Genomic DNA, 16470 nt, shown 5'->3' with positions numbered 1-16470 from the left:
TCATGCAATTGCGACCGGCAGATGACGCGGCACGTTTGCCGCCTGAAATAGCCATCGGAGACCAGCATGAGCCAGTCTGGGAAAAACGGCCTGACATATAGCGATGCGGGCGTCGACATCGATGCCGGCAACCTCCTCGTCGAGAAGATCAAGCCGGCGGTGCGCTCAACGCGCCGCCCCGGCGCCGATGGCGAGATCGGCGGCTTCGGCGGGCTCTTCGATCTCAAGGCCGCCGGCTTTACCGATCCGGTTCTGGTCGCCGCCAATGACGGCGTCGGCACCAAGCTGAAGATCGCCATCGATGCCGATTATCACGACACCGTCGGCATCGACCTCGTCGCCATGTGCGTCAACGATCTGGTGGTGCAGGGCGCCGAGCCGCTGTTCTTCCTCGATTATTTCGCGACGGGCAAACTCGATCCCGACCAGGGTGCCGCGATCGTCGGCGGCATCGCCGCCGGCTGTCGCGAGGCGGGTTGCGCGCTCATCGGCGGCGAGACGGCCGAAATGCCGGGCATGTATTCTTCTGGCGATTATGATCTCGCCGGTTTTGCCGTGGGTGCTGCCGAACGCGGCAAGCTCCTGCCCTCAGGCGATATCGCCGAGGGTGACGTGATCCTCGGCCTTGCCTCCTCCGGCGTCCATTCCAATGGCTTTTCGCTGGTGCGCAAGATCGTCGAACTCTCCGGCCTCGGCTGGGATGCGCCGGCGCCATTCGCCGAAGGCAAGAAGCTCGGCGAAGCGCTGTTAGAGCCGACCCGCATTTACGTGAAGCCGCTCCTGAAGGCGATCCGCGAGACCGGTGCGCTGAAGGCGCTTGCCCATATCACCGGCGGCGGCTTCCCGGAGAATATTCCGCGCGTGCTGCCGACGCATCTGGCGGCCGAAATCCATCTTGACGCCGTCAAGGTGCCGCCGGTGTTTTCATGGCTCGCCAGGACGGGCGGCGTCGAGGCCAAGGAAATGCTGCGCACCTTCAACTGCGGCATCGGCATGATCGTCGTCGTCGCCGGTGAAAACGTCGCCGCGGTAACGAAGGCGCTCGAAGCCGAGGGCGAAAAGGTCGTGACCCTCGGCCGGATGATCGCCCGCGACGAAGGCGCTGCCGGCACGGTCTATAAGGGTACGCTTGCCATATGATCACGCCGCGCAAACGCGTCGTCGTCTTCATATCCGGCGGCGGCTCCAACATGATGGCGCTGGTCTCGGCGGCGAAGTCCGCCGACTACCCGGTTGAAATCGTCGGCGTGATCTCCGACAAGCCGGATGCCGGGGGGCTCTCAAAGGCGGCGGCCGAAGGCATCGCCACCTTCGCCTTCCCCCGCAAGGATTATGCCAGCAAGGAGGCGCATGAGGCGGCGATCTTTTCGGCGCTTGACGAGCTTAAACCCGACATTCTCTGCCTGGCAGGCTACATGCGGCTGCTGACGGCGACCTTCATCCAGCGTTACGAAGGCCGGATGCTCAACATCCACCCTTCCCTGCTGCCGCTGTTTCCCGGGCTGCATACGCACCAGCGCGCCATCGACGCCGGCATGCGGATCGCCGGCTGCACGGTACATTTCGTCACCGAAGGCATGGACGAGGGACCGACGATCGGCCAGGCGGCCGTCCCGGTTCTCTCCGGCGACACGGCCGAAAGCCTTGCTGCGCGCGTGCTCACCGTCGAACACCAGATCTATCCGCAAGCGCTGCGACTCTTTGCAGAAGGCCGCGTGACGATGGAAGGCGGCAAAGCGGTGGGCGCTGAGGCTTCGATTGCCGCGCCGAAGGGCCAGCTGATTTCGCTGATCGGCGACCGCGCTTAAGCGCATCGCCACGCGGCGCGAATGGCCACCCTCATCCGGCTGCCGCCACTTTCTCCCCGTAAACGGGGCGAAGGGATATGCCGCACCCTCTCAGTTCCCCATCAACCTCTCGCGGGGCAGGTCCCCTCGCCCCGTTACGGGGAGCGGGTTAGGGTGAGGGGCAGCCCTCTCTCTTTGTTTATGGATATCGTCGTCCCAAAACCGCAGCCTTGGGCGACATTGTCAAGCCGCCAGCGCCCGCAACGGATGCAGCGTGCCGTCACTATAGACGAAGCGGCCGGCGCGGAAGGTGGCGCGGATGCGGTTGATGTCGCCCGGCTCGACCACGACAAGATCTGCACGTTGGCCGATGGCGATCTCGCCGCGATCCGACAAGCCGGCGGAACGGGCCGCATTGCCGGTCGCCATGGCGACGGCGGCCGGCAGGCCGCCTTCCGCCATGTCGGCAAGCTTGAAGATGCCGGGCACGAAGGCAGCCGGATGATAATCGGCGGCGATGACGCTGAGCAGGCCGGCCCTTGCGGCATCAAGCGCGCTGAGATTGCCCGACATCGACTGGCCGCGCAGCGCGTTCGGCGCGCCCATCAGCGTCCAGAGGCCGCGCCGGCGCGCCTCTTCCGCCGCAGGTGCGGTGACCGGAAACTCGCTGATGGTGACGCCAAGATCGTGCATCTCGGCGACTTTTTCGACGCTGTCATCGTCATGCGAGGCAAGCGACAGCTTGTGCTTCAGCGACAGCGCGACGATCTCCTTCAGCTTGGCTTCGATGTCAGGATTGCTGCGCATGGCGATGCGCTTGGCGACGATCTCCGCCGCCATTTCCTCGGAGATGGCGCGACGCTCGGAAATGCTGAGGATGTAGCTCTGTAGGTTGTTGTACTGGCCCTGGCCAGGCGTGTGGTCGGTGAGCGACACCATATCGATCTGATCGGCATCCAGCAGGCGCTCGAGCGTGGGGGCGGCGCCGACATTGGTGATTTCGTAGCGGGCGTGGACGCGGTGGTCGATCAGCAGATCGTCGCGCAGGCGGTTGATGCCTTCGATCACAGCCGAGGTCGTCTCAAGCGAGCGGACGTGGCCGTAGACGCTTTCGGTGGCGAAAGAGACGGCGGCGAACGCCGTCGTGACACCGGCGGCGGCAAGCTTCTTGTCGAGTTCGTGAATGCCGAAATCGATCGGCATATGCGCGTTCGGTCGCGGTGCAATCTCGCGCTCGATCATGTCGCCATGCAGGTCGACGAAACCGGGCATCAGCAGCCGCCCGCCGCCATCGATCGTAGCACCGGCGACAGGCTCCGGCCTGATCTCGGCAATGACTCCATCCTCAACACGCAGGGCACCTTCACTCACCACCTCGTCTGGGAGAACGAGGGTGAAATTGCTGAGCCACATGGGCTTTCTCCTACTGCATCCGATGATTGATAAACCGCAGCCCATAGAGCGGCTTCGTGACAATCGCATGAAGAACTTCCAAACTTCTTGCTCTTTCCGTTCTTGATTTGCCATACTTGACCAATCAGTTGACCAAGTTTTGCCATGACATTACATTAGAGACAAAGTGGATGGTGGTGATGACTATCAAAGTGAAAGTGGCAGAGGCAAAAACGCATCTCTCGGAGCTTCTGACAAAGGTGGAAGCAGGCGAGGATGTGGTGATATCGCGCGGCAACAACGCGGTCGCCCGCATGATCAAGATCGATGACCGTCGCCAGAGGCTCGATGCCATCCGTGCACTCCGCAGCGAACGGGCAGAACGCGCCGGAGCGACCGCGGCTGAAATTCAGGCCTGGCGACGCGAAGGTCAGCGCTAATGCCGTTCGTGGTCGATGCTTCGGTTGCGGCGGCTTGGTTGCTTCCGGATGAGGAAAGCCGGACTGCCGAAGAAGCCTTGTCGTTTCTCGAAACGGAAGATGCCTTCGTGCCCGATCTCTTCTGGCATGAGATACGCAACATCCTATTGACCGCGGAACGGCGGAAACGCATCTCCACCGAGGACGTGCTCGCTTGTCTCATGCGACTTACCAGCCTGCCGCTACGCACTGTCTCACGAGAAGACCATCTTCCGATCTTACGACTTGCCGGAAAATATCAGCTATCGGCCTATGACGCCGCTTATCTGGCGCTTGCGGTCGCAGAGAACGTATCGCTTGCGACGCTGGACGCCAGACTGGAACGTGCCGCGTCAGCGGAAAATCTCGCCTTCGCCGGAGGTTAGGAAAGCTTCCCCCTGTTCAACAGCGCCCATTGCAAAAGCACGATGGTCTTGGCGTCGAAGATCTCGCCTGTTTCGATCATCGCCGCAGCCTCGTCGAGGGGGATTTCGAGGACCTCGATATCCTCGTGTTCCTCGTCCAGGCCGCCGCCGTCGGCCACGCGGTCGGCGGCGTCGATGAGGGCTGCGAAGAAGTGGACGACTTCGGTGATGGCACCCGGTGAGGGATAGGATTTGAAGAGGAATCGCGCATCGCGCAGACGATAGCCGGTCTCCTCCATAGCCTCGCGACGGATCGCCGCTTCGGGATGATCGTCGTCGAGAAGACCGGCCGGGACTTCGATCATCCAGGCGGGATCGCCGTTGAGATGAACGGCGAGACGGAACTGGCGGACGAGAACGACGAGGTCGCGCTTGGGATCATAAAGCAGGATGCAGGCGGCGGGCGTGCGGTGGTAGATCTCCCGCTTCAGCCGTTGGGTTGCGCCTTTGCGGTCGATATAGTCGAGCAGGTAGCCGCTCAGCCGCGTCCAGCCGTTCGACAGTGTTTCTTCGCTGACGATTTTCACCCTTGATTTCGGCTGCATCATGCTGCGTCCCTGCGAAGCCAGACCTTGTTGTCGTGTACGGCCGCCCCGCCATAGGGCGCGACGGGGTCGGCGCCGGTCAAGACGTTGATGCCCTCGCCGTCGACATGCGCCTTGTTCGGCCAAAGTCCCTCGGCGATCAGCACGCCTGATTTGACTTCGATGGTAATGCGGGCGTGGAGACGCAGATCACCGCGGCTGTTGCCGATGCGGACAAGATCGCCGTGGGCGATACCAGCGGCGTCGGCGTCGGCCGGATTGATCATCACCTCGGGGCGGCCCTCTTTCTGGCGCGAGGTCTTGGTCTCGGAGAAGCTCGAATTCAGGAAATTGCGCGCAGGCGACGTGGCCAGCCGGAAGGGATGCTCGGGATCAGCGACTTCGATGACATCGACCTGATCGGGGAAGGCCGGAAGCGCGGCATGCGGTCCGAGCACGCCGATTGCGGCGGGCGGCTTGTTCGGCGCCGGCTGATTGATCCAGTCCGGGCGGAAATGGAACTTGCCGTCGGGATGGGCAAAGCCGTTCAGGAAATGGGCGTCCTGGAAAGCCGGCTGACGGTCGAACCATTTGTGGTCGAGGAAATGCTCGTAATCGGGCAGGCCGCTCGATTCGAGGATGCGGTCGACCATCTCGCGGGCGGTGAAACCGAAGCCGGGGCGATCGGCGACGCCGAGGCGTTTGGCCAGTTCCTCGATGACGAAGAGATTGGTGCGCACGGTGGGTGGCGGCTCGACCAGCTTCGGCCCCAGCAGAATATGGTTCTGGCCGCCGGCCCGATAGATATCGTCATGCTCGACGAACATCGTCGCCGGAATGACGATATCGGCGATCTCGGCCGTTTCGGTCATGAATTGTTCGTGGACGGCGACGAAGAGGTCGTCACGGGCAAAACCACGCCTGACCAGGCGCTGCTCGGGGGCGATGTTGGCGGGATTGGTGTTCTGGATCAGCATCGCCGTCACCGGGCCGCGATGGCGCAGCGCCACAGGATCGCCGGTCAGCACCCGACCGATCTGCGACTGGTCGAGCATGCGGATATCGGCATCCTTCATCGACCGGCCGGTCAGTTCGGCATTGTTCATGCGGAAGATGTCGCTGTTCGAATGGAAGGCGCCGCCGCCCTCATATTGCCAGGAGCCGAGAACGGTGGCGATCGAGGCGGCCGCATGCATGGCGACCGCGCCATTGCGCTGGCGGGTAAAGCCGTAACCCAGGCGGAAGAAGGTCTTCTTCGTCGTGCCGACGAGGCGGGCGAAGGCTTCGATTTCCTCGACCGAAAGGCCGGTGATATCTGCCGCCCATTGCGGCGTCTTCGTCTTCAAATGCGCTTCGAGACCGGCGGGATCGTCGGCGTACTTCGCCATGTATTCACGGTCGGCATAGCCGTCGCGGAAGGCGATGTGCATGACGGCGCAGGCAAGTGCGGCATCGGTGCCCGGCCTGACGATCAAAGCCATGTCGGCCTGCTTCATCGTCGGGTTGTCGTAGATGTCGATGACGACGATCTTGGCGCCGCGCTCCTTGCGCGACTTGATGGCGTGGGTCATGACGTTGACCTGCGTCGAGACCGCATTGGTACCCCAGATGACGACGCAATCGGTGCGGCCCATCTCGCGCGGATCGGGGCCGCGCAGCGTGCCGGTCGCCATGGTGAAGCCGGTCCAGGCGGGATTGGTGCAGATCGAGGAGAAGAAGCCGGAGTAACGCTTGGCATGACGCAGGCGATCGATCGAATCGCGCTGCACCCAGCCCATGGTGCCGGCATAGAAATAGGGCCAGATCGCTTCGCTGCCGTCCCTTGCCTCGGCCTTAACAAGGGCTTCGGCGATCTCATCCAGCGCAACGTCCCAGGAAATCTGCTGCCACTGTCCTGCCCCCTTGGCGCCGGCGCGGCGCAAGGGGTGCATCAGCCGGTCGGGATGATAGAGCCGCTCGGCATAACGGGCGACCTTGGCGCAGATAACGCCCGATGTGTAGGAATGATCGTTAGCGCCGCGCACGCGGCCGATGCGGCCGTCCTCTGATATCTCGACCTCGAGCGCGCAGGTGGAGGGACAGTCGTGCGGACAGGCCGTGTGGCCGACCTTGCTGTCCAGCTTCTGGGATTTGGCTTGGATGGGGGTCGCAATGTTCATGGCATTTGTATATGCCAAGGCCTGCATGGCCAAAAGCCACAAAAACTCCCCATGACGCGAATTCATACGGACATCAGCGAAAATGAACTACCGCCACATCTACCACGCGGGCAATTTTGCCGATGTGCTGAAGCATGCCGTGCTGGCGCGGCTGATCCGCTACATGCAGAAGAAGGACGCGGCATTCCGCGTGCTCGACACGCATGCCGGCATCGGGCTCTACGACCTCTCCTCCGAGGAAGCGCAGAAAACCGGCGAATGGCTGGACGGCATCGGCAAGCTGATGCAGGCCGATCTCGGATCGCAAGTTGCCGAACTGCTGGAGCCCTATCTCGCAGCAATCCGCGAGCTCAACCCTGAGGGCGGCATCCGCTTCTATCCCGGATCGCCGAAACTTGCGCGCATGCTGTTTCGGCCGCAGGACCGCTTGTCGGCCATGGAACTGCATCCCGAGGATTACCTCAGGCTGCACCGGCTCTTCGAGGGCGATCACCACGCCCGCATCACCGAACTCGACGGCTGGCTGGCGCTCGGCGCACATCTGCCGCCGAAAGAGAAGCGCGGCATCGTGCTCGTCGATCCGCCCTTCGAGGAAGAGGACGAATATCAGCGCCTGGCCGAGGGGCTGGAAAAGGCCTATCGCCGTTTTCCCGGCGGCACCTATTGCCTGTGGTATCCACTGAAGAAGGGGGCGCCGATCAAGGAATTCCACGCGACGCTGCAAGCGCAAGACATTCCGAAAATGCTCTGCGCCGAACTCACCGTTCGCAGCGACCGCGGCATAACCGGACTGACGGGCTCGGGCCTCGTCATCGTCAATCCGCCCTTCACACTGAAGGACGAGTTGCACCAGTTGCTGCCGGCGCTAAAGGACCATCTGGCGCAGGACCGTTTCGCCTCGCACCGCGCCTTCTGGCTGCGCGGCGAGACCAAGGCGGTCACGGACGATTGACCCCGTAATCGCCTTCAGGAATAGTCCGCGCCGCAGATCCACAATCTCATCAGGTGTCCCATGAAGCTCCTTTGTTCGCCCGCCTCGCCCTATTCCAACAAGGTGCGGATGGCCGCGCATTTTCTGGAGCTGGAGTTGAACGCCATCCGGGTCGACACCAATACCGCGCCGGCGATCCTGGTGGAGAACAATCCGCTCGGCAAGATCCCGACGCTGCTGACCGATGACGGCGTCTCGATCTATGACAGCGTGGCGATCATGCATTATTTCGACCGGCTGACGAAGGGCGGGCTCTATCCTTCCAAGAAGGGGAAGCGCACGGATGCGGAAATCCTCGAGGCGCTCTGCGACGGCATCTGCGATTGCCTGCTGGCGATCGTCTACGAGCGGCGCTTCCGCGACGAGGAAAAGATTCACCAGCCGTGGATCGACCGGCAATGGAAGAAGGCGACGAGCGGGCTCGCTCACCTCAGCGCCAATCCGCCGAAAACAGGCAAGAAACTCAATGGCGGACATTTCGCGCTGGCCGCGACGCTCGATTATCTCGCGCTGCGCTTCAAGGACCAGTGGGAAGCCGATCATGCGCCGCTCACCGACTGGCTGCGGCAGTTCGACAAGAAATTCCCCGCCCATAACGAGTTCAAGTCCCAGGGCTGAGTGCTTCAGAACAATGAGCCGACAGAAAAAAGCCGGGCGACGTGCCCGGCTTCTTGATGTCGGTATGTTCAGTCGGCTTAGAACTTGACGCCGATACCGAGCTTGACGCTGTTCTCGTCGTAACCGCGCGAGAAGCTGCCGGAGTCGAGGTCGTAGTCCTTGCTCTGGTAGTCGGTGTAACGATATTCCAGGCGCGTCGTGATGTTGTTGGTCACGAAGGCTTCGACGCCGGCGCCGACCGTATAGCCATAGTTCGTCTTGCTTTCGTCCGAGGTGCCGTCGGAAACCTTGACGTCGCCGATGGCAAGACCGGCCGTGCCGTAGAGCAGGAAGGGGTTCATGTCGTAGCCGACGCGGCCACGGACGGAGCCGTTCCAGCCATACTTGTTCTTGACGCCGCCCGAGGAAACGTCGTCGCCGCTGTAGCCGAGGTCGGATTCAACGCCGTAGACGATCTGGCCCGCCTGCCAGTTGTAGCCGGTGAAGACCTGGCCGCCGAAACCATAGGTGTGGCGGTCGGAACCGAAGTCACCCATGTTGTAGGTGCCGGCGCCGCCGAGGTAGAAGCCTTCCCAGTTACCAGCCGGCTTGACCGGAGCATCCTGGGCGACCGGTGCTTCCGGAATCTGGTCGACGGCATCGGCCGCCTGAGCTGCCGAGACGCCCGCAATTGCAAAAACGGAGGCCATGAGGCCAGCAATGAGTACACGCATACTTAGTCTCCTTTCAGTCCCGCGCCGCTTGTCATCTGTCTATCAGTGAAGCATTGGCGGGATATTGCCAGATGTCCCTTCCGGATCGAGACTGAAATTGGAACTCAAATGCGGATTTGAAAGAGCCAAATTGTGATATCATTGTGGCAGCCGCATGGCCGAAATTCGATGTTGCTTTGACGCAACATACATTTCATTAACCCTACTGAAGCGTTAAACTTAAAATACTTATTTTAATAAATCAATTTCTCAAATAATACATAGAATATCCCGCCCGCGGACGCAACCGCAACGGCCTATTTATATAACCTCCGCCCGCGCCTATATAGTCGTCAGACAGACTCGCGGGATCAGAAGGCAGGATTTTGAACCACAAAAGACTTCGCTCGGCCCTTGTAACCGGGGCCGCCAAAAGAATAGGCCGGGCAATCGCCGAAGACCTTGCTGCAAATGGCTTTTCCGTCGCGATCCACGCGAACGGCTCGATCGGCGAAGCCGAAGAGCTGGCGGCGGAATTGCGGCGGAAGGGATATAGGGCGATCGCGCTGCAGGCCGACCTTACCGATATCGGCGAAACAAGCGCGCTCGTCACAAGGGCGTCGGAAACGCTCGGGCCGCTCGATCTGCTTGTCAATAACGCGTCGGTGTTCCAGCATGATTCCGTCCGCAGTTTCAACGCCGGCACATGGGCGCTGCACTTCGACCTGCATGTGCGCGCGCCCTCGATCCTTGCTGCCGCCTTCGCGCAGCAGATGCCCGCTGAGGCAGCCGGGCTGATCGTCAACATCATCGACCAGCGGGTCTGGGCGCTCAGACCCAGCTTCTATTCCTATACTCTCTCCAAGTCCGCGCTGTGGACGGCGACACAGACGCTTGCCCAGGCATTGGCGCCGGGCATCCGCGTCAATGCCATCGGCCCCGGCCCTGCGATGCCGAGCGAACGGCAGACGCAGGAGGACTTCCAAGCGCAGGTCTCAGCCCTTATCTTGCAGCGAGGGCCAGCGCTGGAGGAATTCGGACAAACGATTCGCTTCCTTTACGACACGCCCTCGATCACCGGCCAGATGATTGCCCTCGACGGCGGCCAGCACCTTGCCTGGCAGACGCGCGACGTGGCGGAGATTACGGAATGAACGGACGAAAGCTGCCGGATGGCGGCGTTCTCTACGACGATACGGATGAGAGCGAAGACGATATCGAGGTGGAAGGCGACATTTCCGCCGCCGCCCCGCTTGCGACCACGGTCGACTGGAACGCGGGCAGCCTCAACGAGACCGGGCTGATCGGCGCCGAACTGATCGGCGAATTCGTCAAGCGGCTGCCGAACAGCCCCGGCGTCTACCGGATGTTCAATGCCGAGGGCGACGTGCTCTATGTCGGCAAGGCGCGCAGCCTGAAGAAGCGGGTCGGCAATTACGCCGTCGGCCGCGTGCATTCCAACCGCATCGCCCAGATGGTGCGGCAGACGGCGAACATGGAGTTCGTGACGACGCGCACGGAAACCGAAGCGCTGCTCCTAGAAGCGAATCTGATCAAGCGCTTGCGGCCGCGCTTTAACGTGCTGCTGCGCGACGACAAGTCCTTTCCCTACATCCTCATCACCGGCGATCACCGGGCGCCTGCCATTTTCAAGCATCGCGGTGCGAGAGCGCGAAAGGGCGACTACTTCGGACCTTTCGCTTCGGCCGGCGCCGTCGGACGCACGATCAATTCGCTGCAGCGCGCCTTCCTGATCCGCACCTGCACCGACAGCGTCTTCGAAACGCGCACGCGCCCCTGCCTGCTCTACCAGATCAAGCGCTGTTCCGGGCCGTGCACCCATGAGGTCAGCGACGAGGGTTACGGCGAACTGGTGCAGGAGGCGAAGGACTTCCTGTCCGGCAAAAGCCAGAAGGTGAAGTCGCATATGGCCGAGGCCATGAACCAGGCGGCCGAGGACCTCGATTTCGAGCGGGCGGCAATCTATCGCGATCGCCTGGCGGCACTGTCGCATGTGCAAAGCCACCAGGGCATCAATCCGGCCGGCGTCGAAGAGGCCGACGTTTTCGCCATCCACCACGAGGGCGGCATTTCCTGCATCCAGGTGTTCTTCTTCCGCACCGGCCAGAACTGGGGCAACCGCGCCTATTTCCCCAAGGCCGATCCGCAACTGTCCGGCGCCGAAGTGCTGAATGCCTTCCTCGCCCAGTTCTACGACGACAAGCCGGTGCCGAAGCAGATCATGCTGTCGGAAACGATCGACGAGCTGGAGCTGCTTGCGGCAGCCCTCAGCGAAAAGGCCGCTCACAAGGTTTCCATTCTCGTGCCGCAGCGCGGCGAGAAGCGCGATCTGGTCGACCATGTGGTCGGCAATGCGCGCGAGGCGCATGGGCGAAAGCTCGCCGAGACGGCGTCGCAATCGCGGCTGCTCGAAGGTTTCAAGGAGACGTTCGGGCTAACCTATGCGCCGCACCGCATCGAGATCTACGACAACTCGCACATCATGGGCACCAATGCCGTCGGCGGCATGGTGGTCGCGGGGCCGGAAGGTTTCGTCAAGAACCAGTACCGCAAGTTCAACATCAAATCGACCGACATCACCCCCGGCGACGACTTCGGCATGATGAAAGAGGTGATGATGCGGCGGTTCTCGCGGCTGATCAAGGAAGAAGGCATTCCCGACCGGACGGCGGAGAAGGCCACTTCCGATGCCGCCGACATGCCCTTCCCGGCCTGGCCGGATGTCATTCTCATCGACGGCGGCCAGGGGCAGATGACGGCGGTGCGCGCCATCCTCACCGAGCTCGGCATCACCGACAGTGTGACGGCGATCGGCATCGCCAAGGGTGTCGACCGCGATGCCGGACGCGAACGCTTCTTCCCGCCGGGACGCGAGAGTTTTACGCTGCCGCCGCGCGATCCGGTGCTCTATTTCATCCAGCGGATGCGCGACGAGGCGCATCGTTTCGCGATCGGCTCACACCGGGCGCGGCGCAAGAAGGAAATGGTCAAGAACCCGCTCGACGAGATCGGCGGCATCGGCCCATCGCGCAAACGGGCGTTGCTTCAGCATTTCGGCACGGCGAAGGCAGTTTCGCGCGCCGCCCTGTCCGACCTGATGACGGTGGAAGGCATCTCGGAAGCGGTCGCCAGGCAGGTCTACAACCATTTCCACGACGACGCCGCGAAATAACCGGCCTCCGTCGCAAATTCCACGCAAAGGCGGTGGAAAGACAGAAAGAATGTTGACGGTCCCCAGCCAAAGCCGTCATCTACCGCATCGGCCCGAAAATCGGAATCGATTGGAAAGCACGATGCGCAGGTTCACAATGTTACAGCGTCTTTTGCGCGTCTGAAAAGCCGCGCGGTGCTGTGGCAGCGCATCAATTCAGAGAAACGATCCCATGGCATCGCGTGCGTATAGCATTCCCAATCTTCTGACCTACGGCCGTATCCTCGCGGTACCGCTGATCGTTCTCTGCTTCTTCATCGAGGGGAGGCTGTCGATCAGCAACACGGCGCGTTGGGTAGCGCTGTGGATCTTCGTCATCGCCTCGCTCACCGATTTCCTCGACGGTTATCTCGCGCGCATCTGGAACCAGACGTCGAATATCGGCCGCATGCTCGATCCGATCGCCGACAAGCTGCTGGTCGCCTCGATCCTGCTGCTGGTCGCGGCCGACCAGACCATCGCCGGCTGGTCGATCTGGGCGGCGATCACCATTCTCTGCCGCGAAATCCTGGTTTCCGGCCTGCGCGAATATCTGGCAGCGCTGAAAGTCAGCGTGCCGGTGACGCGGATCGCCAAATGGAAGACCACGCTGCAGCTCGTCGCCATCGCCTTCCTGCTCGCCGGCCCGGCCGGCGACGAGATTTTCCCCTATACTACGCAGACCGGCATCGCGCTCTTGTGGATCGCCGCACTGCTGACCATCTATACCGGCTACGACTATTTCCGCGCCGGGCTGAAACATATCGTGGATGACGAGGAATGACGCGGCTTGTCTATTTCGCATGGGTACGCGAGCGCATCGGCAAGGGCGAGGAGGAGATCGACCTCCCCTCCTCCGTCGTCACCGTCGCCGATCTCCTGAATCATTTGAAGACGCTGGGCGAGGAATATGAGACCGCACTTCAATATCCCGACGTGATCCGCGTGGCGCTGGATATGGAGCATGTCGAGCATGACGAGCCGATTGGCGCTGCACGGGAGATCGGGATCTTTCCGCCGATGACGGGGGGGTGAGGCCCGGTCCGCTTGGGCTTTGGAAACTGACGATGGCAAGGACTGCGTCTTCCTTTCTCTCCCTCATTCCTGTCCTCGGGCTTGACCCGAGGACAGGAATGAGGGAGCCCGGGGTTAGCGGTAACCTTCCAAATCGACTGAGGTCTGCAAAGTGACCGTCGCCCCCACCATCCGCGTCCAGCACGAAGACTTCGACCTGCAAGCCGAGGTCAATCTGCTCTCCAAGGGCAAAGCCGGTATCGGCGCCGTCGTCACTTTTTCCGGCCTCTGCCGCGATGAAGGCGGCACGCTGGCGGCTCTCGAACTCGAGCATTATCCCGGCATGGCGGAGGTGGAGATGCGGCGAATCGGCGATCTTGCCATTGCGCGTTTCGGACTTCTCGGGCTAACCGCCATCCACCGCTACGGCAAGATCGCGGCCGGCGAGAATATCGTGCTGGTCGTCGCAGCCGCGCCGCACCGGCAGGCGGCATTCGACGGCGCCAATTTCGTCATGGATTTCCTGAAGACCGCAGCCCCCTTCTGGAAGAAGGAGCACGGCAAGGACGGCGCCACCGGCGACTGGGTCGCGGCCAGAGACGCCGACGATGCGGCGCGCGACAGGTGGAAGTAATCAGAGAACGACACGCTCCCTGCGGCTCATGACTAGGAGCATGACGAGCAGCGAGAAGATGACCAGATCACGCCAGACCAAGGGGCCGTAAGCGCCCCATAGGGTTTCGACGACGGCGAGCCCGGCAGCGCCGCCTGCCGAGCGTAGCGGGTCGGAGTAGCCGCCGACAGCCGCGATCAGCAGTACCTTCAGCCCGAACATCAGGCCGGCGCCGAAATCCATCGAGCCGTAGTAGAAGGTGGCGAGGATGCCGCAGATGGTGGCGACGAGGCTAGCTGCAGCATAGGCGACGAGAAAGACGCGATCGGCGCTGGTGCCGCAAAGCTCGGCGGCCAGCGGATCGTCGGTGACGGCGCGCCAGACGCGGCCCCAGGCCGTGCGTCTGAGGATCAGCGTACCCACCGCGACCATGACTGCCATCAGCGCCGTGTTGATCAGCTGGATATAGGTGAGCGTCACCTTGAACGGACCATCGCTCCAGAAGACCACCGTGTCGTTCAGAAACGGCGGTAGCCAGATGGCCCTTGTATCGGCGGCAAGCCGGGCGGTCTCCATCAGCACGATCATGATGCCGAGGGCGGTAACGATCACCGTGTTCGGCGATTTGCTGACGAGCGGCAGCATGATCGAGCGGCCGATCCAGATGCCCGCCGCCAGCGAATAGACGATCGCCGCGCCGGCGCCGATAGCAAGGGCGGCCGGCAGCACCAGCCAGAACCTGACATAGGCGAGTTCGGTGAAGAGCAGCAGGATCTGGCCTGCGAAGGCGAAGATCGCCCCATAGGTGATGTCGGCCCGTTTCGTCACGCCGAAGGCGACCGCATAACCGAAGGCGAGCGCGGCATAGAGCGCGGCCAGTGGAACCGCGTTTGCCAGCTGCTGCAGAAGATAGGCCATTCCATGCACTCCGCGTCGTCAAAATTATAACTGGTAAAACCTATTTCACCAGTTATAATTTCATCATGAGCTTTTCCTGGACCCCTCACCGCTTTGCCGGCGGCGCACTGGCGCTCGATGTCGCCAACAGCGTCGTGCTTCGCCACGATGAAGCGCGGCGGATCGACCGCTTCGCGATTGGGGCGCAGATGCGGGACTTTACGCACGCCGCCGCAAAATTCTGCGCCGAACGCGCCCTCTTCGGTGATATCGCGCCGGTCTCGGCGGAAAACGAGCGGGATTTCATCGCCCTGCGGGAAGCAATCGACCTCTATTTCCGCAAGCGTATACTCGATGGCGGCGACGACCAACTGCTGGCCGCGCTGCTGGTAGCGATGGCGAGAACGTTGCGGGAAGCAAGCCCCGCCAGCCTGGCGGCGGCCACCGCCCATTCGGTGCTGCGGCTGCTCGCCATGCCGGATCCCCAGCGCATGAAGATCTGCGGCAATTGCGGCTGGCTGTTCATCGACCGCAGCAAGAACAGGAGCCGGGCCTGGTGCGACATGGCGGTCTGCGGCAACCGCGCCAAGGCCAATCGGCACTACCGCCGCAAGAAGGAGGAGACGCCATGAGGAAACATCTAATCGCAGCGGCGGCGGCAACCGGCCTTCTGCTCTCGGCCTGCCAGCGCCAGGCGGAAAACCTGGTCGAGGTTACCGGCCATCTCTTCGTCTTCAACTATCGGGTGGCGAGCGCCACCTATCTGCTGACGCTGAAGAAGACCGGCCCCATTCCCGACGGTTCGGTGATCATCGCCGAATTCGAAAATCCGCAAGGAGGCGATTCGCTGGTGCTGAACCAGAAAATCTACCCGATCGACGAAAAGATCGCGCTGCAGAGCGAAAACCTGCACTGCGTGCGCAAGGACCGTCCCTATTCCGTCAGTGTCCGGCTGGTGGACAAGGATGGCAAGGTACTGCAGGAGTTGAAGACTGAGTTTCGCTCCGACCTCGACCAGACCGTCTTGCCGAGCAAGCCGCTCGTCGTTGGTGCGCTCTATGACAAGAACCCAGAGGTCTTCAAGCCCGACGGCAGCGTCGATTTTTCGAATACCGATAAATGCCCGGTATAGAAGAAATGCCTGGCATAGAAAAAGGCGTGCAATAGAAAAGCCGGGGCGAGGCCCCGGCTTTCGAGAGTCAATTCAAGGCATTGCAAGCCAATGCCGAAGCGTGGTCTCAGCCGACGATCTCGGTGTCGGAGAACCAGTACTTGATTTCCTGGGCAGCCGTTTCCGGAGCATCCGAGCCGTGAACGGAGTTTTCGCCGATCGAAAGGGCGTGAACCTTGCGGATCGTGCCTTCGTCAGCGTTTGCCGGGTTGGTTGCGCCCATGATCTCGCGGTTCTTGAGGATCGCGCCTTCGCCTTCCAGCACCTGGACGACGGTCGGGCCGGAGGTCATGCCTTCGACCAGTTCGCCGAAGAAGGGACGGTCCTTGTGAACGGCGTAAAAGCCTTCAGCTTCGCGGCGGCTCATCCAGACGCGCTTGGAGGCGACGACGCGCAGACCGGCATCTTCGAGCATCTTGGTGATGGCGCCAGTCAGGTTGCGCTTGGTTGCGTCAGGCTTGATCATCGAGAAGGTGCGTTCAATCGCCATAGTCAAATCCTCTGTTTTCTCGGGAAAA

At 61.9% G+C, this 16470-nt stretch carries 19 protein-coding genes; 13 read left to right on the top strand and 6 right to left on the bottom strand.

Translation table 11 applies throughout. The annotated features are described in order from the left end of the window. The first annotated feature begins 66 nt into the window (after positions 1-66). Both purM and purN read left to right on the top strand, forming a co-directional pair. The gene (gene purM, locus PO860_RS05660; RefSeq protein ID WP_273884055.1) at positions 67-1140 is read left to right on the top strand and encodes a phosphoribosylformylglycinamidine cyclo-ligase; all 1074 of its coding nucleotides are present in this window, start codon (positions 67-69) and stop codon (positions 1138-1140) included. Next, positions 1137-1808 carry a phosphoribosylglycinamide formyltransferase gene (gene purN, locus PO860_RS05655; protein ID WP_183606423.1) on the top strand — a complete coding sequence of 224 codons (672 nt, stop codon included), beginning with the start codon at positions 1137-1139 and terminating at the stop codon, positions 1806-1808. The genes purM and purN overlap by 4 nt, the downstream gene beginning before the upstream one ends. Positions 1809-2030: 222 nt before the next feature. Here purN and PO860_RS05650 read toward each other — a convergent pair whose 3' ends face one another. Then, complete coding sequence (locus PO860_RS05650) at positions 2031-3200, bottom strand: alpha-D-ribose 1-methylphosphonate 5-triphosphate diphosphatase (RefSeq protein ID WP_183606422.1); 1170 nt, start codon at positions 3198-3200, stop codon at positions 2031-2033. A 179-nt stretch (positions 3201-3379) separates the two neighbouring features. Here PO860_RS05650 and PO860_RS05645 point away from each other — a divergent pair, with 179 nt between their 5' ends. Together PO860_RS05645 and PO860_RS05640 are read left to right on the top strand one after the other, a co-directional pair. Then, positions 3380-3619, top strand: coding sequence for a type II toxin-antitoxin system Phd/YefM family antitoxin (locus PO860_RS05645; protein WP_017959842.1), 240 nt, complete (start codon positions 3380-3382; stop codon positions 3617-3619). After that, positions 3619-4023 carry a type II toxin-antitoxin system VapC family toxin gene (locus tag PO860_RS05640; protein WP_183606421.1) on the top strand — a complete coding sequence of 135 codons (405 nt, stop codon included), beginning with the start codon at positions 3619-3621 and terminating at the stop codon, positions 4021-4023. Before PO860_RS05645 ends, PO860_RS05640 begins: the two co-directional genes overlap by 1 nt. Here the strand turns inward: PO860_RS05640 and PO860_RS05635 are convergent. Both PO860_RS05635 and PO860_RS05630 read right to left on the bottom strand, forming a co-directional pair. Next, entirely contained in the window at positions 4020-4610 is a 591-nt protein-coding gene (locus PO860_RS05635) for an NUDIX domain-containing protein (protein WP_183606419.1), read from the bottom strand. The two genes, PO860_RS05640 and PO860_RS05635, sit on opposite strands and share 4 nt — an antisense overlap. Then, positions 4607-6811 carry a molybdopterin oxidoreductase family protein gene (locus tag PO860_RS05630; protein ID WP_273884056.1) on the bottom strand — a complete coding sequence of 735 codons (2205 nt, stop codon included), beginning with the start codon at positions 6809-6811 and terminating at the stop codon, positions 4607-4609. Before PO860_RS05630 ends, PO860_RS05635 begins: the two co-directional genes overlap by 4 nt. A 16-nt stretch (positions 6812-6827) precedes the next feature. On the opposite strand from PO860_RS05630, the gene PO860_RS05625 reads away from it, so the two are divergent. Further along, a complete protein-coding gene (locus PO860_RS05625; RefSeq protein ID WP_275034946.1) occupies positions 6828-7697 on the top strand; it encodes a 23S rRNA (adenine(2030)-N(6))-methyltransferase RlmJ in 870 nt (289 codons plus the stop codon). Positions 7698-7757: 60 nt separating this feature from the next. Then, on the top strand, positions 7758-8354 hold the full coding sequence (locus tag PO860_RS05620; RefSeq protein ID WP_183606414.1) for a glutathione S-transferase: 597 nt from the start codon (positions 7758-7760) through the stop codon (positions 8352-8354). A gap of 77 nt (positions 8355-8431) precedes the next feature. On the opposite strand, the gene PO860_RS05615 is transcribed toward PO860_RS05620, so the two are convergent. Further along, positions 8432-9067: an outer membrane protein gene (locus PO860_RS05615; protein WP_097617553.1), complete on the bottom strand. Its 636-nt coding sequence runs from the start codon at positions 9065-9067 to the stop codon at positions 8432-8434. A gap of 365 nt (positions 9068-9432) precedes the next feature. On the opposite strand from PO860_RS05615, the gene PO860_RS05610 reads away from it, so the two are divergent. The 5 genes from PO860_RS05610 to PO860_RS05590 all read left to right on the top strand — a co-directional run bounded on the left by PO860_RS05610 (position 9433) and on the right by PO860_RS05590 (position 13905). Beyond that, a complete protein-coding gene (locus tag PO860_RS05610; RefSeq protein WP_273884059.1) occupies positions 9433-10200 on the top strand; it encodes an SDR family oxidoreductase in 768 nt (255 codons plus the stop codon). Beyond that, positions 10197-12239: an excinuclease ABC subunit UvrC gene (uvrC, locus tag PO860_RS05605; RefSeq protein ID WP_273884060.1), complete on the top strand. Its 2043-nt coding sequence runs from the start codon at positions 10197-10199 to the stop codon at positions 12237-12239. The genes PO860_RS05610 and uvrC overlap by 4 nt, the downstream gene beginning before the upstream one ends. 211 nt (positions 12240-12450) lie before the next feature. Continuing rightward, positions 12451-13041, top strand: a complete 591-nt coding sequence (gene pgsA, locus PO860_RS05600) for a CDP-diacylglycerol--glycerol-3-phosphate 3-phosphatidyltransferase (RefSeq protein WP_003574129.1) — start codon at positions 12451-12453, stop codon at positions 13039-13041. Next, positions 13038-13292, top strand: coding sequence for a molybdopterin converting factor subunit 1 (gene moaD / locus PO860_RS05595; protein WP_003578378.1), 255 nt, complete (start codon positions 13038-13040; stop codon positions 13290-13292). The genes pgsA and moaD overlap by 4 nt, the downstream gene beginning before the upstream one ends. 151 nt (positions 13293-13443) lie before the next feature. Further along, entirely contained in the window at positions 13444-13905 is a 462-nt protein-coding gene (locus PO860_RS05590) for a molybdenum cofactor biosynthesis protein MoaE (protein WP_273884061.1), read from the top strand. Here the strand turns inward: PO860_RS05590 and PO860_RS05585 are convergent, their stop codons facing one another. Further along, on the bottom strand, positions 13906-14802 hold the full coding sequence (locus tag PO860_RS05585) for a branched-chain amino acid ABC transporter permease (RefSeq protein ID WP_273884062.1): 897 nt from the start codon (positions 14800-14802) through the stop codon (positions 13906-13908). A 65-nt stretch (positions 14803-14867) separates the two neighbouring features. Here PO860_RS05585 and PO860_RS05580 point away from each other — a divergent pair, with 65 nt between their 5' ends. Both PO860_RS05580 and PO860_RS05575 read left to right on the top strand, forming a co-directional pair. Next, positions 14868-15413, top strand: coding sequence for a CGNR zinc finger domain-containing protein (locus PO860_RS05580; RefSeq protein ID WP_183606405.1), 546 nt, complete (start codon positions 14868-14870; stop codon positions 15411-15413). After that, a complete protein-coding gene (locus tag PO860_RS05575) occupies positions 15410-15913 on the top strand; it encodes a hypothetical protein (RefSeq protein ID WP_273884063.1) in 504 nt (167 codons plus the stop codon). The genes PO860_RS05580 and PO860_RS05575 overlap by 4 nt, the downstream gene beginning before the upstream one ends. Positions 15914-16019: 106 nt before the next feature. On the opposite strand, the gene ndk is transcribed toward PO860_RS05575, so the two are convergent. Beyond that, positions 16020-16442 carry a nucleoside-diphosphate kinase gene (gene ndk / locus PO860_RS05570; protein ID WP_004680549.1) on the bottom strand — a complete coding sequence of 141 codons (423 nt, stop codon included), beginning with the start codon at positions 16440-16442 and terminating at the stop codon, positions 16020-16022. Positions 16443-16470: the final 28 nt, after the last annotated feature.

Origin of the sequence: Rhizobium binxianense, from assembly GCF_028994275.1 — a bacterium.
In the GTDB taxonomy this organism is placed as follows: Bacteria; Pseudomonadota; Alphaproteobacteria; order Rhizobiales; family Rhizobiaceae; genus Rhizobium; species Rhizobium binxianense.
Note: the sequence above shows the minus strand (reverse complement) of the source record. Positions and strands in the feature narration are given on the sequence as shown.

Coding starts and splice junctions, on each gene's coding strand:
- purM (WP_273884055.1), top strand. CDS start 67: ATGAGCCAGTCTGGGAAAAACGGCCTGACATATAGCGATGCGGGCGTC.
- purN (WP_183606423.1), top strand. CDS start 1,137: ATGATCACGCCGCGCAAACGCGTCGTCGTCTTCATATCCGGCGGCGGC.
- PO860_RS05650 (WP_183606422.1), bottom strand. CDS start 3,200: ATGTGGCTCAGCAATTTCACCCTCGTTCTCCCAGACGAGGTGGTGAGT.
- PO860_RS05645 (WP_017959842.1), top strand. CDS start 3,380: ATGACTATCAAAGTGAAAGTGGCAGAGGCAAAAACGCATCTCTCGGAG.
- PO860_RS05640 (WP_183606421.1), top strand. CDS start 3,619: ATGCCGTTCGTGGTCGATGCTTCGGTTGCGGCGGCTTGGTTGCTTCCG.
- PO860_RS05635 (WP_183606419.1), bottom strand. CDS start 4,610: ATGATGCAGCCGAAATCAAGGGTGAAAATCGTCAGCGAAGAAACACTG.
- PO860_RS05630 (WP_273884056.1), bottom strand. CDS start 6,811: ATGAATTCGCGTCATGGGGAGTTTTTGTGGCTTTTGGCCATGCAGGCC.
- PO860_RS05625 (WP_275034946.1), top strand. CDS start 6,828: ATGAACTACCGCCACATCTACCACGCGGGCAATTTTGCCGATGTGCTG.
- PO860_RS05620 (WP_183606414.1), top strand. CDS start 7,758: ATGAAGCTCCTTTGTTCGCCCGCCTCGCCCTATTCCAACAAGGTGCGG.
- PO860_RS05615 (WP_097617553.1), bottom strand. CDS start 9,067: ATGCGTGTACTCATTGCTGGCCTCATGGCCTCCGTTTTTGCAATTGCG.
- uvrC (WP_273884060.1), top strand. CDS start 10,197: ATGAACGGACGAAAGCTGCCGGATGGCGGCGTTCTCTACGACGATACG.
- pgsA (WP_003574129.1), top strand. CDS start 12,451: ATGGCATCGCGTGCGTATAGCATTCCCAATCTTCTGACCTACGGCCGT.
- moaD (WP_003578378.1), top strand. CDS start 13,038: ATGACGCGGCTTGTCTATTTCGCATGGGTACGCGAGCGCATCGGCAAG.
- PO860_RS05585 (WP_273884062.1), bottom strand. CDS start 14,802: ATGGCCTATCTTCTGCAGCAGCTGGCAAACGCGGTTCCACTGGCCGCG.
- PO860_RS05580 (WP_183606405.1), top strand. CDS start 14,868: ATGAGCTTTTCCTGGACCCCTCACCGCTTTGCCGGCGGCGCACTGGCG.
- PO860_RS05575 (WP_273884063.1), top strand. CDS start 15,410: ATGAGGAAACATCTAATCGCAGCGGCGGCGGCAACCGGCCTTCTGCTC.
- ndk (WP_004680549.1), bottom strand. CDS start 16,442: ATGGCGATTGAACGCACCTTCTCGATGATCAAGCCTGACGCAACCAAG.